The sequence below is a fragment of the Streptomyces albidus (ex Kaewkla and Franco 2022) genome, assembly GCF_013870515.1.
GTDB lineage: Bacteria > Actinomycetota > Actinomycetes > Streptomycetales > Streptomycetaceae > Streptomyces > Streptomyces albidus.
Genome location: NZ_JACBXA010000002.1, coordinates 94,655 through 116,966, shown reverse-complemented (window position 1 = coordinate 116,966; position 22,312 = coordinate 94,655). Strand labels below are relative to the sequence as shown.

The 22,312-nt window shown below is 66.9% G+C and carries 19 protein-coding genes and 3 pseudogenes; 6 read left to right on the top strand and 16 right to left on the bottom strand.

Annotated features, from left to right (window positions below; all coding sequences use genetic code 11):
- Positions 1 to 224 precede the first annotated feature (224 nt).
- On the bottom strand, positions 225 to 356 hold the full coding sequence (locus tag H5J26_RS31820) for a hypothetical protein (protein ID WP_268932945.1): 132 nt from the start codon (positions 354 to 356) through the stop codon (positions 225 to 227).
- A 795-nt stretch (positions 357 to 1,151) separates the two neighbouring features.
- Here H5J26_RS31820 and H5J26_RS01030 point away from each other — a divergent pair.
- Positions 1,152 to 1,904 (top strand): XRE family transcriptional regulator, encoded by a 753-nt coding sequence (locus H5J26_RS01030; RefSeq protein WP_181763698.1) that lies wholly within the window; start codon positions 1,152 to 1,154, stop codon positions 1,902 to 1,904.
- Positions 1,905 to 1,912: 8 nt separating this feature from the next.
- On the top strand, positions 1,913 to 2,380 hold the full coding sequence (locus tag H5J26_RS01025; protein WP_181763697.1) for an NUDIX hydrolase: 468 nt from the start codon (positions 1,913 to 1,915) through the stop codon (positions 2,378 to 2,380).
- On the opposite strand, the gene H5J26_RS01020 is transcribed toward H5J26_RS01025, so the two are convergent.
- From H5J26_RS01020 to H5J26_RS00985, 8 genes and pseudogenes are all read right to left on the bottom strand, one after another.
- A complete protein-coding gene (locus tag H5J26_RS01020; protein WP_235980126.1) occupies positions 2,368 to 2,898 on the bottom strand; it encodes an HD domain-containing protein in 531 nt (176 codons plus the stop codon). The two genes, H5J26_RS01025 and H5J26_RS01020, sit on opposite strands and share 13 nt — an antisense overlap.
- Positions 2,899 to 2,933: 35 nt before the next feature.
- Entirely contained in the window at positions 2,934 to 3,428 is a 495-nt protein-coding gene (locus H5J26_RS01015) for a GntR family transcriptional regulator (RefSeq protein ID WP_210770865.1), read from the bottom strand.
- Between the two features lie 124 nt (positions 3,429 to 3,552).
- A complete protein-coding gene (locus H5J26_RS01010; protein WP_181763695.1) occupies positions 3,553 to 6,105 on the bottom strand; it encodes an ATP-binding protein in 2,553 nt (850 codons plus the stop codon).
- A 693-nt stretch (positions 6,106 to 6,798) separates the two neighbouring features.
- Positions 6,799 to 7,280 (bottom strand): annotated as a pseudogene (locus tag H5J26_RS01005) (aldo/keto reductase); the annotation flags it as partial.
- 333 nt (positions 7,281 to 7,613) lie between these two features.
- A complete protein-coding gene (locus tag H5J26_RS01000) occupies positions 7,614 to 8,552 on the bottom strand; it encodes a sigma-70 family RNA polymerase sigma factor (RefSeq protein WP_181763694.1) in 939 nt (312 codons plus the stop codon).
- Between the two features lie 10 nt (positions 8,553 to 8,562).
- Positions 8,563 to 9,753 (bottom strand): NAD(P)/FAD-dependent oxidoreductase, encoded by a 1,191-nt coding sequence (locus H5J26_RS00995; RefSeq protein WP_181763693.1) that lies wholly within the window; start codon positions 9,751 to 9,753, stop codon positions 8,563 to 8,565.
- A 286-nt stretch (positions 9,754 to 10,039) separates the two neighbouring features.
- A complete protein-coding gene (locus H5J26_RS00990; RefSeq protein WP_181763692.1) occupies positions 10,040 to 11,026 on the bottom strand; it encodes a CPBP family intramembrane glutamic endopeptidase in 987 nt (328 codons plus the stop codon).
- A 30-nt stretch (positions 11,027 to 11,056) separates the two neighbouring features.
- Entirely contained in the window at positions 11,057 to 11,692 is a 636-nt protein-coding gene (locus H5J26_RS00985; protein ID WP_181763691.1) for a hypothetical protein, read from the bottom strand.
- Positions 11,693 to 11,808: 116 nt separating this feature from the next.
- Here H5J26_RS00985 and H5J26_RS00980 point away from each other — a divergent pair, with 116 nt between their 5' ends.
- Entirely contained in the window at positions 11,809 to 12,420 is a 612-nt protein-coding gene (locus tag H5J26_RS00980; protein ID WP_181763690.1) for a TetR/AcrR family transcriptional regulator, read from the top strand.
- Between the two features lie 44 nt (positions 12,421 to 12,464).
- Here H5J26_RS00980 and H5J26_RS00975 read toward each other — a convergent pair.
- Positions 12,465 to 12,841: pseudogene (locus tag H5J26_RS00975) on the bottom strand (alcohol dehydrogenase catalytic domain-containing protein); the annotation flags it as partial.
- A 585-nt stretch (positions 12,842 to 13,426) separates the two neighbouring features.
- Between H5J26_RS00975 and H5J26_RS00970 the strand changes: the two are divergent.
- Positions 13,427 to 14,380 (top strand): DUF5996 family protein, encoded by a 954-nt coding sequence (locus H5J26_RS00970; protein ID WP_181763689.1) that lies wholly within the window; start codon positions 13,427 to 13,429, stop codon positions 14,378 to 14,380.
- Between the two features lie 38 nt (positions 14,381 to 14,418).
- On the top strand, positions 14,419 to 15,060 hold the full coding sequence (locus H5J26_RS00965; protein WP_181763688.1) for an RraA family protein: 642 nt from the start codon (positions 14,419 to 14,421) through the stop codon (positions 15,058 to 15,060).
- Positions 15,061 to 16,198: 1,138 nt separating this feature from the next.
- Here the strand turns inward: H5J26_RS00965 and H5J26_RS00960 are convergent.
- Entirely contained in the window at positions 16,199 to 16,750 is a 552-nt protein-coding gene (locus H5J26_RS00960) for a tellurite resistance TerB family protein (RefSeq protein ID WP_181763687.1), read from the bottom strand.
- A gap of 478 nt (positions 16,751 to 17,228) precedes the next feature.
- Between H5J26_RS00960 and H5J26_RS00955 the strand changes: the two genes are divergently transcribed.
- Entirely contained in the window at positions 17,229 to 18,041 is an 813-nt protein-coding gene (locus H5J26_RS00955) for a class I SAM-dependent methyltransferase (RefSeq protein WP_235980124.1), read from the top strand.
- Between the two features lie 126 nt (positions 18,042 to 18,167).
- On the opposite strand, the pseudogene H5J26_RS00950 reads toward H5J26_RS00955, so the two are convergent.
- The 5 genes and pseudogenes from H5J26_RS00950 to H5J26_RS00925 form a co-directional block, all read right to left on the bottom strand.
- Positions 18,168 to 18,272: pseudogene (locus H5J26_RS00950) on the bottom strand (aminoglycoside phosphotransferase family protein); the annotation flags it as partial.
- A gap of 335 nt (positions 18,273 to 18,607) precedes the next feature.
- The gene (locus H5J26_RS00940) at positions 18,608 to 19,744 is read right to left on the bottom strand and encodes a M20 family metallopeptidase (protein WP_181763685.1); all 1,137 of its coding nucleotides are present in this window, start codon (positions 19,742 to 19,744) and stop codon (positions 18,608 to 18,610) included.
- Positions 19,737 to 20,405, bottom strand: a complete 669-nt coding sequence (locus H5J26_RS00935; protein WP_181763684.1) for a DUF1028 domain-containing protein — start codon at positions 20,403 to 20,405, stop codon at positions 19,737 to 19,739. The genes H5J26_RS00940 and H5J26_RS00935 overlap by 8 nt, the downstream gene beginning before the upstream one ends.
- Positions 20,402 to 20,818 carry a RidA family protein gene (locus tag H5J26_RS00930; protein WP_181763683.1) on the bottom strand — a complete coding sequence of 139 codons (417 nt, stop codon included), beginning with the start codon at positions 20,816 to 20,818 and terminating at the stop codon, positions 20,402 to 20,404. Before H5J26_RS00930 ends, H5J26_RS00935 begins: the two co-directional genes overlap by 4 nt.
- A 150-nt stretch (positions 20,819 to 20,968) precedes the next feature.
- Positions 20,969 to 22,234, bottom strand: a complete 1,266-nt coding sequence (locus H5J26_RS00925; RefSeq protein WP_181763682.1) for a flavin-containing monooxygenase — start codon at positions 22,232 to 22,234, stop codon at positions 20,969 to 20,971.
- Between the last annotated feature and the right edge of the window lie 78 nt (positions 22,235 to 22,312).

Here is a 22,312-nt window from a genome sequence, read left to right as displayed (position 1 = left end):
CGGATGGACCGCGCTGCGACGTGCTGTGCGGCACGGGCGCGGTCGATGGACGGTGCGTCAGACACAGCACAGAGCCCGAAAAGTCAGGCGGGCCGCCCCAGCTGGTCTGGGGCGGCCCGCGGCGGTTGACGTCTACAGGGACTCACCCGGTACGCGCTGGGGCAGCGGTTCGCGCTGCTCCTGGTTGTCCGGGGCCCGCCCGTGCTCGGGCTCAGGCTCGTTGCTCACTTCTCACCGCCCTGCTGTGCGGCGGCCTGGGCTGCCGCTTCGGCGAGCCGGGCCGCGGCCTCTTGCGAGGCTGCGAGGGCGGCAGCGTTCTGCTGGCGGGCGGCTTCCAACTGCTCTGCCGGCGTCACCGGGAACCACCCCCGGACTGGATGCGGCGCAGGGCCTCGTCCATGTCGGGGTCCGAATCGGTGGGCTGCGCCGCTAAGACGGCGCGTGTCATGCTGGCGATCACAGGTCCTCCTACATAGGTCCTGTTCAGCGCCGTCCGGAGGTGCAACTCCGGGCGGCGCCCTGGTGTGTTGGGGCGGTCCTGCTGCCCCACGCCGACGCCATCCCGTCAGCACCCGAAGGTGGCTGGGGATGGTGACGACGTGCAGCGCAGGGCTGCGGTGAATCGGGTGGCGGCGCGGCACTTCGGGCTCCTCAGCCGGAGGTGCCAGATCTCGGTGTCCGTGTGCGGTCGCTACCGGCCCGGGGAGATCCCTCCTGGGCCTTCGTCGCGGAACTAAGGTCGCGCTCACGGGTTCTTTCACGTCGGTCCAGCTCAGCGACTCACGCTCCCCGCGGGGCCATCCCCGCGGATCGTGGCACTACGTCCGATGCAGCCAGGCTTGCTGACTACTGCTGCCGACGGATCTCCACTCACCTCAACCGGCATCGTCACGGCGTCGCAGGCGGCAGATCACTCTGTTGAGTTCTCAAGCAGTTCTCCATGCGATGCATGTTGAACATGTATCGCATCATGTCGAGTCTGGATACCGCCGTCAACCCACGTCGGGTGTCTGGCTTGAATCCCTCTCGCTGTGGAGTGGTTACAGAGTCGCGCGGCGAAGCGAGACAAGTAACCGCGCTGGTGGACGAGTTGGAGACGTCTCGCGTACCGTCAAGACGTCCCAGGACGTCCCTGACCGGGGAAGGACGGCATGGCGAACGAACGACTCCGCGGCGCGATCGTGGAGCAGAGGATGACGCTCGATCAGGTCGCAGAAGAGCTCGAGGTGTCGACGAAGACTGTCGAGCGGTGGGTCACGACTGGCCGAATCCCCTACCAGCGCCATCGCCTTGCGGCGGCCACTCTCCTGAAGCGGGAGGTCTCCTACCTCTGGCCGTCCGAACGAGTGGTCGCCGAGGTGACCGAGTCGAGCAGCGCGGAGATCGTGAAGGTGTACCCGTACCGCGCGGCCGTCCCGCAAGGCCTTTGGCCGCAGCTGTACGCGAAGGCTACCCAGCACTTCGACGTGCTGGTCTACAGCGGCTTCTGGCTGACCGAGGACCCGGCCTTCCTGCGCGTCGTGAGGGAGAAGGCCGCCGACGGGGTCCCCGTCCGATTCATGCTTGGGGAACCGAGCAGTCCGCAGGTAGCCCAGCGAGGCGAGGACGAGGGAATCGGGACGTCGATGGGCGCCAAGATCCGCAACGCGCTGGTGAACTACCGTCCCTTCTTCCGCCTGCCCGGGGTGGAATTCCGACTTCACTCGACGACGCTGTACAACTCCATCTACCGCGCGGACACCGAACTCCTCGTGAATCCGCACGTGTACGGCGTCGGCGCATGGGGCGCCCCACTGCTGCATCTTCAGCGTGTCCCAGGCGGCGAGCTGGCAGACACCTACCTGGAAAGCATCGAGCGGGTCTGGGAAGAGGCCCGGCCGATATCGTCCCCGACCGACTGCTGAGAGACGCAATGCGCATCGACTACTTCCGCGATCCTCAGGCACCACTGGCGAACAGCGTTGTTCCGTCCGTCGTCGCGATCGTGCGGAACGACACAGGGGATCTGCTCCTCATCCACAAGACCGACAACGACCTGTGGGCACTGCCAGGCGGCGGCCACGACATCGGCGAGAGCATCAGCGATACCGTCGTCCGTGAAGTCGAGGAAGAGACGGGCGTCAGAGTCGTTGTCGATGGCGTCGTTGGCCTATATACGGACCCTCGCCACGTCATGGCGTACGACGACGGTGAAGTGCGGCAGCAGTTCAGCATCTGCTTCCGGGCGGTGCCAATGGGTGGAGAGCTGCGCACGAGCAGCGAGTCGAAAGAGGTCCGGTGGGTCTCCCCATCGGACCTCGATGACTTGAACGTCCACCCCTCGATGCGACTTCGTATCCAGCACGGTCTCGCGGGGCGCGCGGAACCCTACGTCGGCTGAGTGTTCAGCTCTGCGGCCTGCATGCGCCGGCTGACCCGGTCCGTGGCCGCGTGAATCTCGGGAGCTGCTCGCTGGATGAAGCGGCCGACGATGGTGTCGGGCCCATACCGGCTCACGATCTCTTCGATCCGTTCTGGGGTCGTCGTGTGCCCCCCGAACGGGGTCGTCGTCATGTCGCACACGACAAGGGCGTCGACGAGTTCGGGGCGCTCAAGTTCGAACTCGGTCTCCAGCTCCTCTCGAAGACCGCGCTCCTCAGCTTCGAGCAGTGCGAAGGAGTGGTGCGCAACGAGCCTCACGACACGTTCGTCAGCGTTTTCCTGATCCCGGAGAAACCGCGCCCCATCAAGAGGATGGAACCCTGTGGCGGCGATCGACGGCGAGTAGCCGACGTCATGCAGCACCGCAGCAGCCTCCATGAGCTCTGCGTCTTGGCCCAGGATCGTCACTAGCTCCCGAGCACGGCCGGCGACGCCGAGCGAATGTGACCACCGCTGCGGCAGCGGCTCGGACAGCATCGACTCCGACAATGCGTACGCCCACCGTGTGAGCATCAAGGCCCCTCCGATTCACTCGGCTCCGGCAGTGCCTGCACGAATCGTCCTCTGCCGTGAACAACCTTCAGGATCCCCTCTCCCTGCAGTTGAGCGAGAGCTTGTCGCACGGAACCCCGAGACACCCCAAACCGATCGGAGAGCATCGACTCCGAGGGGAACCGGTCGCCGGGCTCCAGACCGTCAACTCTGATGAGTTCGCGTACCTGCTCCACGAGCGGACGCACTCCGGAGGCGTCTCCCCCAAGGAAGGTCCACCCCTTGCCCGGAACCGACGCTACGACGCCTTCCTCGGCAAGTGTTCGAAGTGCTCGCCGCACCGTCGTCCGTGACACACCATGCCGGCGCATCAGCTCCGCCTCGGACGGCAGCACGGCCGCTCCGTTCGCTGTTCGGAGTTCGCCCCGGAGCACGTCCGCGACCACCAGATACGTCCCGCGTGGACTTGCCACCCGCACCCCTTCCGCTCGCGCCTCAACAACCCAGGTTGTCATGACTCTGGTCTCCCCGGTACGTGCCCTGCAGCGACGTCAACGGTTGCTGCAGGGCACGTACCGGGGGGGGCCTGCTTCCCCGTGTCGACTCCAGATGGGTGGCGGCAATTCCTCGCACCACGGCTCATTCCTCGTGGGCGAGGGGCGATTGCTGTGCTGCCAATTGTTCAATGAGCTGAGAACGACCATTTAGATCGAGGGCTTGATCGGAGGTCATCTCATACGCTTCGAGAGCTCTGATTTCCATCCGCCCTGCAGCAATGTCACCGGTGAACGCAACCACGAGCGCTCTGAACGACCGGAGGTCCACGATGAGGTCGGGCAAGTTGTATTCGGCCGTGATCGGCAACAGAGTGCTATTGATCATTCGTAGCGCTTCGTATGGATCACCTACCTCGAACAAGATGAAGTCGACGACGTCCTGCCCAGAGTCGATGGCCTGGCGCCACGCACCAGTGGCGAGGAAGAGCTTCATCGCAGGGTGAGCCCAGGCCCTTTCCCCCGAATCTAGATTTCCCATTTTCCGACAAGTACGCACGTAGGCAGCAATGCAGTCGGCGAGCCGCTTATAGTCATCCGAGGATGCATTTCCTTGGGCAATGTGGGCCTTCAGGTCATCGACGGAGAGTTGCGCATAGTCGCTGGGCAGACCGAGGTGTGTTACGTAAGACTGCTTAACGCTTTCCACGACGGAAATGCTGACTTCGTAGTCACCTAGATAGAACAGGGCGGCAGCATACTCATAGCGCAATGACCGATCGAACCGAGATGGGCGGGGCACCTGCTCGATGGCTTCATCGAATACCAGCTTCACACCCGCGCGGTCTCCGCCCTCACCAAGAAGTCGAATCTTTCTGGCGGCCACCAGGATCTTGTCACGCAACCCGAACTCGGAGTGACCAGCATCCAGGAGTTGCTCCATGGCCTCAACGTGGTGCGCGAAAGCGTCAAAGTCGCCGTTCCCACATGTCCGGGAACTCAAAGCGCTGTGCGCAGCGAACCGCATGGCCGTGTCTTGGCCAAGATCTTCAGAGATCTCAGCGAGAATCACCCAAAGCCCAGGCGGGTAGCCGCTTTCGTAAAAGCCTTCTTGCTCAGTCAGGTCCAGCAGGGTGTTGACCTGACCTGTGCGAGGAAGGAGCATCAGCCACCGCGACACCCGCGCAAAGTCATGGTGCTCTTCAAGTATCTGACACAGAGTGCGCAGCACCTGGTCCGTCTTCCCTCTATCAAGTTCGCCTCCGAACGAAGCCGCAAAGGAAAGCACAGCGTCATGACACTTTAGGTACCCGCCACCAAAAGACTGCAACAGACCATAACCGACAAGCTCGCGCAGTGCCCTCGCATTCGCAGATGAGGAATTTGTCAGCTCGGCAGCTTCAGTCAATTGCTGCAATTCCTCTCGCGTTATTGGCACCTCAGCCAACGCAAGAAGACCGGCGATGGTCTTCGCTGTCGTAGTGAGTCGCTCCCAGGAGCGCTCCAAAATGCGGTCCTGAGCAGAGGCCAGCGTGTGGGTTTGCGCTTCGAACGCATCGCAGAAGTCCTTGGCATCAGAGCCATATGCAATGCGGGTCAGGCGTGCTGCCTGAAGGACGAACAACGGCAGGCCGCCGGTCAGCCTGCGAATGCGCTCAGCGCTCGGGTAATCCAGCCCGCAGCCTTCCGTGACGAATGCTGCCGTAACCGTGTCGGTGCTCCACCCAGGCAGCGACTCAGCGCTGACGCTCATGTAGGCCTCGAACGTGAGTTGATCCGGCCAAGGCTGAGCCAGCAGGACAAGTTGAACTGCGTTCAGCGCGTCAATAAGTGTACGAATGTCGTCTATGGCCAGCCGATGGATATTGTCGAGCACCACGACGGGCCTCTTTGGCACCGCCGCTAGGCGGAGATGCACCGCCCTCAAGAGCTCCAAGCTGGTGCCGTTAGGTAGCGGCGTGTCAGCCGGGTTGTCTAGGTGCCGAGCAGCCAGCTCGCGGGCCATGGCCTCGGCCACAGCTTCAACCGACGCACTGTCAACATCGCAGTACGTGACCGGGAACGGGCACTCCTCAGCGGCCTTGGCAGCCCAACTGCTCTTGCCAACACCGGAGTAACCGACAATCAATCGCACCCGCTGCTCGCCGATCAGCTCCGGCTCGTAGTCATGCGGCAGGTAGCTATCGGGCACCTCGGGAAGAGTCCTCAGCTCCTCAACGAACCGCTCGCAAAGCGCCGACAGGTCTGCCGCTTGGAAGGTCTGATCATGGGCTCCGGTGCAGGCGTATTGCACCTGCGCGGCGAGCTTCCACACCAGCGTCTGCGCCTTCAACGAGGCGAACGGCACTCTCCCCGCTTCAGTGGTGCACCACTGAAGCATGCCGTCAAGGTCTTGGGACGGCGCCGGCAGCCAACCGTCCTGCGCGGGTGGTCCGCCAGGCCACAGCAGGTACACATCGTCCGGCCAGTCCGGTTGCCCCATCTTGACCTTCAGATTAGGGCCCGGAGGGACATTGCTGACCACAATCAGCGCGGGCGTACCGCTGCGGCGGCCTTCCTGGTGCTCCATGCGAATCTGACGGAATTGAGCAACCGCGCCGACAATATCGCTCCATCCGATCGCGTCCTGACGGGTCTTCACCTGCAGATAGAGCCGCCGCCCCGGAAGTGTGACCTCAAGGTCCTCATCAAGCTCCACCGAGAGGCACTGTGCACCCGCTTGCTGCAAACGGAGTAGGCATCCGACCGCATAGAAGTGCTGATAAGTGAACCCGCGGTGCGTAGCCCTGATCCGTCGCTGCTGCGCTGCATCGAGTGGCTCACTGGACTGAACTCGCTCTCCCTGCCCGGCATCCCGAGGCCCGTTCGTCTCCCCCTGCATCACATCAGCATATCCGCATCAAACCGTCCGGTTCCGGCGCATGACGGGTATCTCAACGCGCCGTCACCAACCCGCTGTGCAGGTGCCTGGGCCCGGGTGCGTGCGCTGTCGAGTGACATCAGTGGCCGACATCAACGGGGGTGCACTTCGCCACACGTCCACGGACGGTGAGGGCGTGCATGGCTGTCCCTCGAAGCAGAACAACGCGCGTGGAACGCGCCTGGGGGTCAAGGGGTCGTGGGTTCAAATCCCGCCGTCCCGACTACACGGTAAAGCCCGCTGACGGAGAGCGAATCTCCAGTTCAGCGGGCTTTCTTCTGCGCTCATACAGGGTCAGCGCACGATCCGCAGATGCTGTTGCGGGGACGGTTTGGGAACCACTTGGGGACCAGAAGCTGTGCGGGCCCTGGATTCCCAACTCCGCATACGCACGTACTCCCGCTGTTCCTCGGAACAGTTCAGCAGCCGGTGAGGACCGTGGCGCGGTCCTGCAGTCCCGGGGCTATCCGCTCAGCGGCGCCACAGTGATGTGTCGAGGGGTGCGGGAGGAGTGTCGTGCTTCTCGTGCCCGGCAAGGTCGGTGGCGGGGATGACGATCGCCCCGAGGCCGTCGGCGTCCAGCGCCATGTCGGCTGCGGCGAGTTGCGCGTGCAGGTGGTTCAACGTGCGGGGACCGAGGAGCTCGGTAGTCACGCCGGGATGCGCGGTCACTGATCCAAGCGCGAGCTGGATCATGGTCAGGTCGGCGCCAGGGGTGACCTTGGTGAGCTGTTCGACGGCGTCGATCCTGGCCCGGTTGGACGGGATAAACATGTCGAACCGTTCCGGCATGATTCTCAAGCGGTAGGTGGTGACTTCGCGGCCCTCGCGGACCGCGCCCGGCAGCCAGCGGACTCCACGCGAGCGCACCGAGCCCGTACTCCTCGGTCGCCGGCAGCACATGGGCCTCGATTCCGCGCTGCAGGATGGAAACAACTGGGCTGTTCGGTGATCGGCGCAAAGCGATGACATCTGCTGCCTGGACAGACAGGTCGGCACTCACACTTCGATCTCTTCTGGGACGTCTGGAAGGTGTCGCTGTTGGTTTGTCGGACGGCGCACCGGTGGTCCCTGACCTCAGCTGTGACGGCCACCCCTGCCGATGGATCGCGGCAGCCGCACTATGTGGACTTAGCCCTGCAGGCGTTTGACCCGCACCTACCTTGGCGAAACGCACGACGATTACAACCTCTGGGCCAGCGGCCGAGGCATACGCCTCCCGTGGAGGACCCACAGAAGGGTGCTGTCCTTGCTCCGACTCAGGTCACTGGATTCGGTGGCTCCGGTCACCATGCGTTGATGACCGGCGCCTCGGGTTCGTGCTGCCGCCAGGCCTCGTTGAGGCGCATGAGCCGGTCCGCGGCGGCGATGCCGCGCAGGGACGCCACCTTGCCGTCGCTGACTTCGAACGCCACGGCGCCCACCACCCGGTCGTCGACCACGGCGAGGACAGCCGGGGAGCCGTTGACCAGCGCGATATGAAGTGCGGGCGAGCCGCCGGCCAGCCGCCGCTTCGCCGGCGTGGGCTTGAAGCCGGCCCGCACGTAGGAGGCGACCCGCTCGCGCGTCTTGTACCGCAACAGCCGCTTGCTTAGTCCGGCGCCGTCCGAGACCGCCGTCACGTCGTCGGTGAGCAGCGCCACCAGCCGTTCGGTGCGCCCCGACGTGGCGGCGGCGAGGAATTCCTCGACGACCCGGCGTGCGGAGGCGGGGTCGGCCTCGCTGCCGCGGCGGTGCTCGGCGGCGACCCGGGTCCGGGCCCGGTGGACGTGCTGCTGGCTCGCGGATTCGGTGATGTCGAGGATCCCGGCGATCTCGGCGTGGCTGTAGGAGAAGGCCTCGCGCAGGACGTAGACGGCCCGCTCGACCGGCGAGAGGCGCTCCAGGAGGGTCAGTACGGCCAAGGACACCGATTCGCGCTGCTCGAAGGTGTCGGCGGGGCCGAGCATCGGGTCGCCCTCGAGGAGCGGCTCGGGCATCCAGGCTCCGGCCGCGCGCTCGTGGCGGGCCTGCGCCGAGCGGAGCCGGTCGAGGCAGAGATTGGTGACGACCTTGGTCAGCCACGCTTCCGGTACCTCGACCCGTTCGCGGTCTGCGGCCTGCCAGCGCAGGAAGGTGTCCTGTACGGCGTCCTCGGCGTCGGCGGCAGAGCCGAGCAGACGGTACGCGAGCGAGGCCAGCCGGCCCCGGCTGGCCTCGAACCGATCGACGGCTGCGCTGTCCATGCGGAGCATGCTATGCAGCGGCACTCGCACCGGCCCGGTCAGGCGCGGTAGCCAGGCGGCGCTTGCGCTTCGGCATGCCGAAGGTCGGGTGGGCGATGCCCCATCCGGCCCCCTTGAGTACCCCAGACTTGAGCCGCGCGGCGGTCCGGCCGCCCAGATACCAGGACTTCGACCGGACGTTCCCGTCCACCATCTGGAAGATCGCGTCCCGCCGCCCGAGGCTGATGTGGTTGCCGTGGTACTTCAGACCGGTGGTCGGGACGGCGCTGCCCGTCAGGCGCGCGATGATCGCGGCGGTCGCCTGCATGTTGGTGAAGCCGGCCGAGGCGCAGGACATCGGCAGCGGTCGGCCGTTCTCGCCGATCGCGTAGGCGCAGTCACCGGCCGCGTAGACGTCCGGATGCGAGACCGAGCGCATGGTGCGGTCGACGACGATCTGGCCGGTCTCGGCGACCTCCAGGCCGCTGGCGGCCGCGATGGGGTGCACGGCGAACCCGGCCGACCACACAATCACGTCTGCAGGCATGGACGTACCGTCGGCGACGAGCGCCCGCGTCGGCTCGACGGCTTCGATGGCGGTGTGCTCGTTGACGGTGATGCCGAGCCGATCGAAGGCATCGCGCAGGTGACGGCGGGCCTTCGGGGCGAGCCAGGCGCCCAGCTCGCCGCGGGCGACGAGCGTGACGGAGAGGTCGGGCCGGGACTCGGCGAACTCGGTGGTGGTCTCGATGCCGGTCAGCCCTTCGCCGACGACCAGCACGGTGCCGCCCTCGCTCAGGCCGGCCAGGCGATCGCGCAGACGCAGTGCCGAGGAACGGCCGGTCACATCGAAGGCGTACTCGGCCACGCCGGGGACGTCATGGTGGGCTACGGAGCTGCCGAGCGCGTAGAGAAGCGTGTCGTACGCCAGCTCGCCGTCGCCGTCCTCGCCGCTCGCGGCGACGGTCCTGCGCTCGGGGTCGACGCTGGTGACGCGCGCCAGGCGCAGCTGCACCCCGGTGCCCGCGAATACGTCGGCGAGCTTGCGGAACGCGACGTCCTGGCCGATTGCGACCTGGTGGAGCCGCATCCGCTCAACGAAGTCGGGAACGGCGTTGACGACGGTGATCTCCGTGTCGGCAGGAGAGAGCCGCCGGGCCAGGTTTCCGGCGGCGAAGGCCCCGGCGTATCCGGCGCCGAGTACGACGATGCGGTGCTTCATGGCGTTGCTCCTGTCTGAATCGCGTGCCCCTTGAGCGGGACAGCGCGGCGATTCCTGACAGGAGCCGGATGTGACGTGAGTCACCGAACCGGTGTGGACGGATCTCCGCGGGAGCTCGGGAGCTCCGGAGCCGTACGGGAGGGCTGCCGATGCCGATGCCGATGCCGAGAGTGCCATCGATTGGGACATCACGGTCGACTCCACCTCGGTCCGCGCCCATCAGCATGCCGCGGAGCTCCGAAGGTCCCACCGGTTTCGATGTCTCGCCCCCTCCTGCACGAGCTCGTTAGAGCGAGGTATTGAGGTCGGAGTCAACGTGCCGTGGAGATACCGGCGGGCTGAGGACAGGCCCGGTCCTGCGGGTGCAACGCCAGATGATCGCGGTGATGACGATGACGGCGAGAGCCGGAACAAGCTGTGTGGCGGAGCCTACGCCGGAGGAGCGATCCGAAAGTTGTCCACCGAGATCGATGCGCAGTAGTGGCGCGCCGAGGAGGACCACTGTGTTGAGGACGGCGTGGAGGACGATTGCTGTCTCCAGGCCGCCGGTGCGCCAGGTGATGACCGCCAGGCACGTCCACAAGACGAAATACCAGATGTTGATGTAGATGTCGGTGGAGCCGTGCACGGCCGTGAACAGCATGCTCGACAGGAGTACCCCGGCGATGACTCCCGCTCTGGAGCTGCGGGTCCAGCTGCCGATGACGCGGAAGATCAACCCGCGGACTCCGTATTCCTCTCCCGTCGTCTGCAGCGGCGTGAGAAGGAGGGTGGCGACGAATATGCCGATGAGGTCGGACCGCGCCCAGGGCACCTCGGCGCTGGGGGCCAGGAGGCCGATCACGTTCACGATGACCCAGACAGGGCCGAACACGAGGAGGGTTTTGCCGAACGTGTCGAATCGGAACCGGGAGGTTACCGAGTGCAGGGAGGCGCCGGGGATGCCGTAGAGCCAGCGCTGGATGAGCATGCTCCACGGGATGAGCAGGGCGAGCGAGATCATCGAACCGGCGTGGAAGAGCGGGGTGTAGTCGTCGCCGCCGAGAATCGGCGGGGTGTTGCCCATCTGTTTGTCGATGGCTCCCAGTGCCCTGCCGACGGCGGTGGGGAAGACCACCAGTCCGGCCAGTAGCAGGAGGATGGCGAGGATGCCGCGTGGGACGCGGCGCCTTTCGCCGGCGAGAACGCGGTGATATTCGACTCCGCCGGGTATGGCGTGGTCGTTCCGCGGTTGGCCGGGGCTGAGAAGCCAGCCGGCTGTGGTCGTGGTCATGCGTCTTTTCCTTCGTGGATCAGTGGCCGGCTATGTCGAGGAGGGGGTGTGTCGCAGGCGCAGCGCGCGCTCCATACTCGCCAGGACTGCACCGGCACCCAGAGTGATGTTCAGCCAGAGCGGCAGGTGGATGGGCGATTGGAAAGTCCCGGCCCTCTCCGCTACCGGCGGGATCTGTGAGACAGGTTCGGCGAGTTGCAGCAGGTTCAGGCCCACGCCGATCAGCAGCAGCAGCACTGAGGCGATGCCGATTGCCCGGCTCAGCGCGGGATGATCGGCATCGAGGCGGGCCCGGCGCCCCTCGGCCGAGGCGGGATCGGGAGTGAGTTGACGTGGCTGGCCTGCAGTAGGGCAGTAGTGGCAACGCTTGATCCCGTAGTTGCTCATCGTCACCTCGATGACGCCGCCCTCCACCGAGAACACCGCGGGTAGCTTCGACTCGGCCTCGTGCCTGCCGTCCAGGAACAGGTGTGCTCGGACTTTGCTGTTGTCCAATCGCGCCCAATGCCGCACGTCAACGGCGTTCATCCTGGTGCGGCCATCAGTGCCGGGGATCCGCAGCCAGAACAGCGAACGCAGGGGCAGCTGCCACCAGCGGAACCGCTGCAACTGTCTCCCGTCCCCCGGCCTGAGGCGCTTCGACGCCGCCCACCGCTTCCAGGACATTCGTTTGCACCCTTCATCCATCGGTCGTCAGCGCTACTAGTACAGCGTGTTAGTGCGCACGCTAACACGCCGTACTAGTACCGTGGGAAGGACCGAAGAGCGACGGAGAGCGGAGTATGGAGACACGGGAGCGGATCCTCCAGGCGGCGGCCGAGATGATCGCCGAAGACCTCGCAGCGAAGCTGAGCGTGCGTGCGGTCGCGGCGCGTGCAGGCGTGAGCACCGGCTCGCTGCGGTTCCACTTCCCCACCCAGCGCGCCCTGCAAGACAGCTTGCTCTCGCGGATCTACGGGCACCTGCTCCCTGGCGACCCGATCCGGGACCGGGAACTACCCCCCCGCGAAAGGCTGTTGAACTGCCTGCGGCAAGTGCTGGCACCCCTCGGTACAGGTCAGGACGCGCGAACCGCGTGGGGCACGATGTATCAGACCTTCATCGAGCCCGAGCCGACCGAGCAGGTACGCACCGCGTACCTCGGTCATGACCAAGAAGCCGTGCGGCGCGTCGAACACTGGCTGACCGTGCTCGCCGAGGAAGGCGCGCTGCCCCAGGGGGACCACACCCGGAACGTCAGATTCCTTCTCACCGTCCTCAACGGGCTCTCGGTCGAACGCGCCCTACCCACCCACGAATCCGTCCTCGCCGCCGAGACCGAGACCCTCTGCGCTGCCGTCGACTGCGTCCTCGGGACCAGCCCCACGCCCCCCATGCCGCCGAGCCAGCAATGAAGCCCCGAACAGGGGGATTTCCAAGATCCCGACAGAGTCACGGAAGATGCCCGGCCGGTAGCGATCACCCGCGCCCCCGCCTCGCGTGCGAGTTGGACCGCGATCGACCCGACGCCGCCGGCGGTGCCGTGGATCATGACCGTCTGCCCCACCTTGAGCCGCCCGTGGTCGAACAGACACTGCCACGCGGTCAGACCCGAGATCGGCAGCGCAGCGGCCACGCTGTGGTCGACATCCGCGGGAAGCGAGGCCAGGTTGCGGGCCTCCACCGCGGTGTACTCGGCCAGCGATCCATCACGGGCCCAGTCGGCCAGGCCGATAACCGCTGACCGACAGTGAGGCCGGTCGTTCCGTACCCCAACTCGGCAACCACCCCCGACAGTTCGTGGCCAGGCACACTCGGCGTCCGGTCGCGGTCCGCGGTCGGCGCGGTCGGCGCGGTCGGTTCACGTTGTGGGGACGGTGGTGGCTTGCATGGAGGTTCCTCTGGCTATGCAGCGGTGCCCAAGCACCCAGATGCCCGCTTGAGTGGACAGGGCACGCGATGCGTCGTGATCTCGACCGTCTGCTCCAGCCAGTCCATCCGCGTGGGCCTCTTCCGAGGCAAGCAGCGTGTCGCGAAGGGTCCCCGCTCCCCACTACGCACCCGCCAACTGCCCCCTCGCTCGGCCTTCACCGGGAGGGACATCACGCCGTCTCGTGCCTCAACTGCGCCCGAACCTCGTCTCGAAGCGCCACCCGCGCACATGCGGCCCAGAAGCGAGGGAAGCGCCTGGGGCAGCTGGCCCGTGGGCTTGTGACAGCCACCTTGGACGGCTGCCTCGAACAATGGGGTCGAGGGTGGCGCGACGAGTGGCAGGACCTCGGCTCGTGGCGGAAAATTCAGGCAATGAGTCACGTTGCCGACTGGCACTGTCGCCGGATCGGACGAGCGGGCTCCGTGGATGGTCAGCCGGAGCAGCCGCAACCTCAGGGGAGAGATCTCGAGGAAACGGAGGGTGGCGCGATGCCCCGCACGCAACTGTCTCCGTCGTACGGCACCGAGTCCTGGCCGAAGGCGCCCCTGGAGGAGTGGGCCGAAACGCGCGACACCCTGCACATGTGGACACAGATCGTTGGCAAGGTCCGGCTGGCGCAGGCACCGATGATCAACCACTGGTGGCAGGTGCCGCTGTATGTGTCCGCGCGGGGCCTGAGCACCTCGGCCATCCCGTATGGCGAAGGCACGTTCGAGATGGAGTTCGACTTTTGCGACCACCATCTGCATGTGCGCTCCAGTGACGGAAGGGAGCGCAGGGTCGCCCTAGCAGCCAAGTCGGTCGCCTCCTTCTACCGCGAGACCGTGGCCGCCCTCGACGCACTCGCCATCGCGGTGAGGATCCGGCCGGTCCCCGTCGAGGTCGAGCCGGCCATCCCGTTCCACGAGGACACCGAGCACGCCTCGTACCAGCCCGACCACGCCCACCGGTTCTGGAATCAACTCACCTCCGCCCAGCGTGTGCTGACGGAGTTCCGAACCAGGTTCATCGGGAAAGTCAGCCCGGTGCACTTCTTCTGGGGGGCCATGGACCTCGCGGTCACCCGATTCTCCGGACGGCAAGCGCCGCGGCACCCCGGCGGCGCACCTCACCTCGCCGACTGGGTCATGGTCGAGGCCTACTCGCACGAACTGTCCAGCTGCGGCTTCTGGCCTGGCGGATCGGACGAGGGCACCTTCTACTCGTACGCCTACCCGGAGCCCGGGGGCTACGCCCAACACCCCGTGCGACCCACGGCCGCCGCATTCAGCGCAGACGCAGGCGAGTTCCTCCTCCCCTACGAGGCCGTACGCACCTCCCAGGACCCCGACCTGGCGCTGTTGGAGTTCCTGCAGAGCAGCTATGAGGCCGCCGCCCAGCACGCGCGGTGGGACCGCGACGTCCTCGAGGATCGCCCCGAGCGGCGCTCCTCGCCCCGCTGACCGCAGCCGCACCAGTTCCTCCGTGAGGGAGACGCCGCATGGGTGACCACAACATCGATCCGAGAGCGCTGGTCGAAGGGTTGTCCTGTGCCGCACTGGTCGACGCGATGGGCAACCTTTTCCGGCATCGGGCACACATCTTGAGCCTGGTCAGCCCCACTCCCGAACGCCCCCTGTTCGGTCCGGCGGTAACGATCGCCTACCTGCCCTACCGTGACGACTTCACCGAGACCAACGAGCTGGGGTTCGAAGGCTTCTTCCACCGCACCGTAGGGGAAGCTCCGCGAGGCAAGGTGCTGGTCCTCTCCAGCGGCGGCTACCCGGACGCCTCGCACGGTGGAGGAACCAAGCTGTCCAGCGTGCACAACTACGGGCTGGCGGGCGTGCTCACCGACGGCCGACTACGCGACTTCAGCGAACTCGCCTCTTACGACTACTCGACCTGGTGCGCCGGCGAGGCCACCCGTTGGGGCGGCGACACCGTGGCTCCGGCAGCGGCCAATATCCCCGTCGAGGTCGGCGGCGTCTGCATCACCCCCGGCGACTACGTCTACGCCGACAGCTCCGGCGCCGTCGTCATCCCTGCCCACAGACTTCCCGACGTGGCCGCCGAGGCCCGCCGCGTCGACGCCGAAGACAAGGCATATCTCTCCCAGACGCGTACAGACGACCTCACGTAGCCGGTCCACGGCAGGGAAGGTGTGGACCTAGTGTGAGCGCATCCGGGCAGACAGTGCCCCCGGCAGGCAGCCGGTCGGGACACCACCCGCTCAAAGCCGCTCCGTCGACCTTGGGCAGAACCACGTGCGGGCGTGTGCAGCGCCGGACGTACGGCGGTCGAGGGCGACCCGGATTTCGGCGCGGTGCACGGCGCCGGACTGCGCACCGCACTGGCCGAGATGGACTACGACACACCACGGCACGGCGGAGGAACCGCAGCTGATCGTCGGCGATCTCACCACTCCGGACCAGCGCGCGCCGCCGTGGTGAAGTTGATGCGCCGCGCCTCGCCCCCGACGGCGGCGCTCGCCCTGAACCTCGGCATCAGCACCGGTGTGCTCGTGGAGCGCATCGCGAGCCGGCGGAGCTTCGCTCTCGTCTCTCTGGACGAGCACGAACTCTCCATGGGACTCGGCGTATCGGCCGTCGTCCGCGACCCCAGGAGGCCGGCAGGCAGGCGACACTTCTTGCCGTCGAGCGGATCAACGAATCGGACCGGCCGACACGCACCGTTACCCTGCCCAGCGTCCTGATCAAGCGAGGAACCGGCGAGATCCCCAACCCGTCGGCGGACGCGCCCAACTCCGCCTCGTCCTCCGGCAATCAGGCGCCTGACATCCACGCCCGGCGAGGGAGAGCAGGGGCGGCGGTAGCGGGAAACCGATTGCCCCGCTCCGTCGCGGCCGCCAAGCGTCGTGACCATGTCCGCAGCCATCCAGGCGATCATCAACGGTGTGTGCGCCGCCGCGCCGTGCGCGAACAACGGTTGGGCCCTCGCCTTCTCACAGCAAGGGGGCTAACGAGTTCGACCGCTTCCGCGAGTGCCGAGTCGCGAGGCGAGGTGGCGTTGACGGTCGCCACGATCGGCGAGCCGCCCACCGGCGCTGACAACCACCGGCCACCGGAGCTGACGGACGAGGGCGGCCCGAAGTGCGCTGATCCGTCGAAGCGAGTCACCGCCGAAGCGTCATCTCGGAGGCAAGGTGGGTCAGGCATACCTCGCCGCATGAGATGCGCCGACTGCCTGAAAGTGCCAATGACCGGACTGGAAGTTCAGACCTTGCCCTCGGGTACAAGTAGGCCTGCATGGCAGTCGCCTCAGAGGCCGAACTCCGTGGGCGACAGTCCGAGAGCCGCGCAGACCTCGCGCAGGACCTGCTCCTCCGCAGGGGCCACCCAACCGTCTGCCCCGGCCACCACAACGCCGGTCTGGACCACGGCACGGGCCTCGGCCGGCTTCTTCGCCGCCTTGGCGATCTCCTGTAGCGCCTCGGCCTTGCCATGCGCGAAGTTCGCCGCGAGTTGGTCAGCGTGCTTGTTGAACCGCTCCCGGAGCTGGGCCGGAGGGAAGTTCTGCAGGACGTCGTTGTTCAGGATGAGGGATTCAACGTGCTGGCGCTCGGCCGGATCGACATGCCCGTCCGCGGCGGCGACCAGGGCGCACGCGGCCATGCTCGCATCCCGGAACGCGCCGCTCTTGAGTTCCGCCTTGAGGGAGGTCAGCTGGGTCTTCAAGGCGCTGACGAGCTGCGCCTTGGAGCCTCCCGAGCCGGATCCTCCGCCGGGTCGCGCCTGACCCGCCCCACGCCTGCCCGGCGACTGCTGCTGGAGCCCCTTGGCCTGATCCTTGAGCCGGTCCCACATCGCCACTGCTGCCACCTCGACTTCGCCGTACGTCCACCGCGCCCGTCACGCGGCACCCTGCCAACGTGGCCCGCCCCGGTGAAGTTCCGTGACCGGGCGAGCGCCTGGCTGCCCGTCAGACACTCGGGAGCAGCCGGGGCACCCATTCTGCCGAGGTGGCGAACCACGACAGCGAACGGGGATTGCAGATCATCACGGCGGAAGGGCGCCACTTCCTGTGTTGGCCTGGTTGCCACATCCGGTCGCGTGCAGCAGCCTGCGTCCTCCTCATCGCCCCTGCCAGGGGTGGCGACTGTAGCGCGCAGGAACCCGGGGTGGACGACCCTCCCAATCGGCGACTCGATCGAGGACTGCGCTCGCAGCCTGGTCTGAAGCGCCGCGCGAAACCCTGGGGTGCCTCCCCATGGTGCACACGAGGGCTCGCGAGTACGGTTGGACCCATAAGCGACAAAGGGGACCAATGAGGGGACCCGCTATGTCAACCATGACCGATACCGAGCTCAAGGCGCGCCACCGCAAGATGTGGGCGTCAGGCGACTACCCGGCGATGGTCGAGACGTTCCTGCTGCCGCTCGGGCCCACGCTCGTCCAGGCGTGCGCGATCAGCCCGGGGATGAGGGTCCTTGACGTCGCATCGGGAACTGGCAACGCCTCGATTCCCGCGGCGCAGACCGGTGCCGACGTCACGGCGAGCGACCTGACACCTGAGCTTTCCCAGGCCGGGCGCAAGCGCGCCGTTGCCGAGGGTGTGACGCTCGACTGGGTCGAGGCCGATGCTGAGAACCTGCCCTTCGAGGATGGCTCGTTCGACGTCGTGATGTCGTCGATCGGCGCGATGTTCGCGCCGCGCCATAAGGCCGTCGCCGATGAGTTCGTCCGCGTCTGCCGCCCGGGCGGCACGATCGGGATGCTGAACTGGACACCGGAAGGCATGATCGGCGCACTGTTCCGCATGATGGGACCATTCGCACCGCCGCCACCGCCGGGCGCCTCACCGGCGCCGCTGTGGGGCAGCGAGGAGCATGTGGCGGAGATGTTCGGCAACCGCGTCGACTTCGGCACGCTGCGCCGTGAGGAACTGAAGATCACCGCGTTCGAGCACCCGCGCGACTACGGCGAGCACTTCAAGGCGTGCTACGGCCCCGCGATCGCCGTGCGGGCCAACGCGGAGAAGAACGGACAGGCCGACGAGTTCGACGCGGCGCTGGACGCGTTCTGCGACGAGTGGAACCGCGGAAGCGATGAGAACGCGCGCTTCGAGAAGGAGTACCTCATCGCTGTCGGAATCCGCGCGTAGACGCCGCGACAGGCGCGACTTCACCGCTCCCGAGCGGCAGTTGAGGACAGTCACCTCCGAACTCTCGCTTGCGAGCGGCTCGGCAGGGGCCGCGTCAACGGCCCGCAGCGTCCAGGGCCGCCTGGCTCAGCCCAGCGCGTCCAGCAGGGCGGTGACACAGGCATCCAGCCGCTCCTCCACGGCTCGCGTCGTCAGCTGTGCCCTCCCTGCCTCGCGCCATGGCTGGGACACCAACGCAGCACGGTGGCGCTGGTAGTTCGGTATCGACGAGCGTGAGTTACCGCATGGCTGTGGCCAGGACGTCGTCGCCCAGGCGCCGGAGTACGTCTGTGGCCAGGCGGTGGCGGACAGCTTTCCGTCTCGTTCCGAACGCACCAGGCCGGCTTCCCGCAGCTGGCGCACCGTCCGGGAGACCTGCGGGGTGGTGGAGCCGAGGCGGGCGGCGAGTCCGGCAGTCGCGGTGTGGAGGAGCCCGAGCCAGGGCGCAGACGTCGATCGTGGGCCACCCATCTCTCACGCTCACGTTGGCGCCGGCCAAGACGCGGAGGGCGCTTGGTCGTGTCCGCTCAAACCATTGACTCCTGTGCCAGGCCGAGCGCCGTCCAGGCAAGGGCTGTCGCACCATCGGTGAGGGTCCGCTCAGCCACCTCGCCGATGCAATGATCGGCGAACTCCCTCTGATGGTTGAGCACTGGAAAGCAGTCGAGACCGATGTAGGGGTGAATGGCGGGGACGACCTGCGAGACGTTGCCCATGTCCGTCGACGCGCGGCACATCTGCATCTCGGGACCTTCAGTGACGAACTCGCGCCCCAACTCGACGGCGTTCTGCTCGTACAACTTCAACGCCGACTCATGGGTGCGGAAGTCGGAGTACGGCTGCGACTCCGGCTCGATCTCCAATTCGCACCCGGTGGCCAGGGCACCCGCCTCGAAGCAGCGGCGCACCTTCTCCTCGGTTTCGGCGAGTTCCGCCATGTCCTTCGCACGCACGTACCAACGTCCCGCCGTCGTCTGTGGGATGGCGTTCGGTGCCTCGCCGCCGGAGGTGACGATGCCGTGCACGCGGACGCTCGCCGGCAGCTGCTGGCGCAGCAGTCCGATCGCGACCTGGGCGATCGTGAACGCGTCCGCCGCGTTCCTTCCGTGGGTCGGGTACGCGGCCGCATGCGCGGCCTTGCCCGTGTAGCGGATCGCTGAGTGCGACACGGCGAAGGGGACGGCGCGGGCGACGTCCACCGGGGCCGGGTGGGCCATCATCGCGAAGTCGAGGCCGTCGAACGCGCCGCGGTCGAGCATCTCGATCTTGCCGCCGCCGCCCTCCTCGGCGGGAGTACCGAAGACCTCGACGGTGATTCCGAGTTCGTGTGCTCGCTGGGCCAGTGCGATCGCTGCACCCACCGACATCGCCGAGATGAGGTTGTGCCCGCACGCATGCCCGATCCCCGGCAAGGCGTCGTACTCGGCCATGAAGCCGATTCGCTTCGCACCTGATCCGAGCCGGGCGTGGAAGGCGGTCGGCAGGCCGACGAAGTTCTCCGTGACCTCGAAGCCGTTCCGGTGCAGGACCCCGGCCACGTTCCTGGCGGACTCGATCTCCTTCCACGCAGTCTCGGGGTTGCGGTACAGGCTCTCCGACAGCGCGATCAGTTCGCCGCGAATACTCTCGACGTCGCTTTGGACGCGCTTCTTAGCCTCATTCATCGCCGGGCACCCCGTACGCCGGGGCCGTGCTGGGGTCGATGCCGCGCGTCACGTAGTCCCGGCGCTGTGGCAGCCACATCTCCAGCAGCACCTCCAGATCGGAGATCGGAGTCTCGCTCCAGTCGACGCGGAGGTCGGTCTCGCGCCACCCGGCGTCGCGAGCGACAGCGAGTCCGGCCGAGTGGAGGTCGCCGGCTTCGCCACCGGCAGCCAGACCGGCCTTCAGCGCTGTGAGGAGCCGCCGCTCCAACTCGCCGACGGCGGACTCGAACCCCTTCAGGACGGCGTCGACGACACCGGTGCTGTCGAGCAGATTGCCGGCGGCCACCGCGTGCTCCGACGTCCGCGAGTGGTGGACACCGAGGGTCCGCCCGCCGGAATGGACCGCCGGAGCGTCCTGAGCCCCGATGACGGCCACCTGACGGTAGTCCATCGTGTCGTCGTGCTCGCGGAGCCCTGCCAGGGCCTCGTCGGCCGAAGCTCCCTCGGCGAGCCTGTCGAGGAGCCAGTCACCGAACCGGGGGTCGGTGATGTTCTGGGAGGCCACGACGCCCACACCACAGCGAAGGTGGAGGCAGCGCGCAGCCACGCAGGGAGAGGATGAGGTGACCGCCATACCGAAGGCGCCGGAGCCGTCCCTGGCCACGATGGAGAACGTCATGCACGCTCCCCGAGAACGGCCGTGGCATCGATCTCTACGAGCCACTCGGGACGGGCGAGCGCCTGAACGACGATGCCGGTCGAGACCGGGTGGACGCCCTTGAGCCAACGCCCCATCACGCGGTACACCGTCTCGCGGTAGCGGATGTCGGTAAGGTAGACGACGACCTTGACGATGTCCTCGAGCTCGCCGCCGGCCTCTTCCAGCAGCATGGCGATGTTCGACATCGCCTTCTCCGCCTGGGCCTCGACGTCGCCGATGCCCACACTCTCGCGGGTTTCCAGATCCTGACCGATCTGCCCCCGCAGATATACGACGCCACCGGCGACGACGGCCTGGCACAGGTCATTGTCGAGGTTCTGCTCGGGGTAGGTGTCCTTGGTGTTGAAGGTACGGATTCTGGTGTGCTTCATGAGCGTTTCCCCATCTCTGGGAGCTCCCGGGCCGAACTGCAGGGCGCTGCAAGGGCCGTTCGAGACCTCTGAATTGAAGTCGGCGGACAGGTGGGTGACGGCGTGATCGAGGGGTCGCCCCGAAGGTGACGCAGCAGCGGGAGGCTCCAACTACGCGGTCGCCGCCGCCTCCGCGGAGTTGTAGGCGCGGTAGGCCCGGCGGATCATGATGTGGTCGACGAGGAATCCGGCGTCGTGCCAGACACCCCAGAGGAAGCTTGATCCGCGCCGTGACTGCCACGGCAGGCCGAGGAAGAAGACGCCGGGCTCGGAAGAGATGCCACGACGGTGCTGCGGTCGCCCCGTCTCGTCGAACGCGTCGACCTTCAGCCAGCTGTAGTCCTGTGTGAAGCCGGTGGCCCAGACGATCGAGGTCACGCCCGCCCCGGTGAGGTCGAGTTGGAGCAGGGGGTTCGTCACGCACTCCGGGTCGGGCTGGAGGTGGTGGGCCCCTGGCTCCTCGGGCAGGTCGAGGCCGTTGCGTTCGATGTAGGCGTCGGCCTCCTGGAGCAGTGACAGGTAGTTGGCGTCGCCCTGCGAGATGTTCTGCTTGAGGTCCGGAGCGAACCGGATCTTCCCGTCCTCGTAGGACTCGGCCGTCCCGACCAGCTTGATGCCGTCCGCGGCGAGGTTGCGGAAGTCGACGGTGTGGCCGCCGCGGGCGCCACTGACCGCGATGGTGACGTGCTCGGCGCCCTGGGGCGGCGTTGCCGCCTCCCACTTGTTCAGGACACCGAGCCACCAGACGAAGTCACGGCCGCGGTAGCGCCGCGGGGGCCGGTCGTGCGGGCCGACGGCAAGGTAGACCTCGCGGCCCGACCCTCGGAGTTCGTCGGCGATCTGCACTCCCGAGGACCCGGCCCCGATCACGAGGACGGCCCCTTCCGGTAGCTGCCGCGGGTTGCAGTAGGTGCTGGAGTGGATCTGCTGGATGCCGGCCGCGTCAGGCACGACGGCCGGGATCACCGGCTTCTGGAAGGGACCCGTCGCGGCCACCACGTAGCGGGCGTCGATGGTGCCCTCCGAGGTGACCACGTGGAATCCGGGCTCTCCGATGTTCTTGGTCACGGATATCACCTCGACCCCGGTGCGGATCGGAGCGTTGATCTTCTCCGCGTACTCCGCAAGATAGGCCGCCACCTCTTCCTTCGTTGGGAAGGCGTCGGGTGCGCACGGGAACTCCAGGTTCGGGAAACGGTCGTGCCACGCCGGGCCGTTGGCCACGAGCGAATCCCAACGGGACGTCCGCCACCGCTCGGCGACGCGGTCGCGCTCCAGGACGACGTGCGGGACGCCGTGGTTGCCGAGATGCTCGCTCATGGCGATCCCGGCCTGACCTCCGCCCACGACGAGAACTTCCGTGGCTGTGCTCGACATCCGTACGTACCTCCACTGCATTTGGTCTGTTGCACCGCCGGTCGGCGACTCGTCCGGGAAGGACTCACTTTGTCCTGC

Coding starts and splice junctions, on each gene's coding strand:
- H5J26_RS00965 (WP_181763688.1), top strand. CDS start 14,419: ATGGGTGACCACAACATCGATCCGAGAGCGCTGGTCGAAGGGTTGTCC.
- H5J26_RS01015 (WP_210770865.1), bottom strand. CDS start 3,428: ATGACAACCTGGGTTGTTGAGGCGCGAGCGGAAGGGGTGCGGGTGGCA.
- H5J26_RS00925 (WP_181763682.1), bottom strand. CDS start 22,234: ATGTCGAGCACAGCCACGGAAGTTCTCGTCGTGGGCGGAGGTCAGGCC.
- H5J26_RS01020 (WP_235980126.1), bottom strand. CDS start 2,898: ATGCTGTCCGAGCCGCTGCCGCAGCGGTGGTCACATTCGCTCGGCGTC.
- H5J26_RS01025 (WP_181763697.1), top strand. CDS start 1,913: ATGCGCATCGACTACTTCCGCGATCCTCAGGCACCACTGGCGAACAGC.
- H5J26_RS00990 (WP_181763692.1), bottom strand. CDS start 11,026: ATGACCACGACCACAGCCGGCTGGCTTCTCAGCCCCGGCCAACCGCGG.
- H5J26_RS01030 (WP_181763698.1), top strand. CDS start 1,152: ATGGCGAACGAACGACTCCGCGGCGCGATCGTGGAGCAGAGGATGACG.
- H5J26_RS01000 (WP_181763694.1), bottom strand. CDS start 8,552: ATGGACAGCGCAGCCGTCGATCGGTTCGAGGCCAGCCGGGGCCGGCTG.
- H5J26_RS00985 (WP_181763691.1), bottom strand. CDS start 11,692: ATGTCCTGGAAGCGGTGGGCGGCGTCGAAGCGCCTCAGGCCGGGGGAC.
- H5J26_RS00955 (WP_235980124.1), top strand. CDS start 17,229: ATGACCGATACCGAGCTCAAGGCGCGCCACCGCAAGATGTGGGCGTCA.
- H5J26_RS00970 (WP_181763689.1), top strand. CDS start 13,427: ATGCCCCGCACGCAACTGTCTCCGTCGTACGGCACCGAGTCCTGGCCG.
- H5J26_RS00995 (WP_181763693.1), bottom strand. CDS start 9,753: ATGAAGCACCGCATCGTCGTACTCGGCGCCGGATACGCCGGGGCCTTC.
- H5J26_RS00930 (WP_181763683.1), bottom strand. CDS start 20,818: ATGAAGCACACCAGAATCCGTACCTTCAACACCAAGGACACCTACCCC.
- H5J26_RS00980 (WP_181763690.1), top strand. CDS start 11,809: ATGGAGACACGGGAGCGGATCCTCCAGGCGGCGGCCGAGATGATCGCC.
- H5J26_RS00935 (WP_181763684.1), bottom strand. CDS start 20,405: ATGACGTTCTCCATCGTGGCCAGGGACGGCTCCGGCGCCTTCGGTATG.
- H5J26_RS00940 (WP_181763685.1), bottom strand. CDS start 19,744: ATGAATGAGGCTAAGAAGCGCGTCCAAAGCGACGTCGAGAGTATTCGC.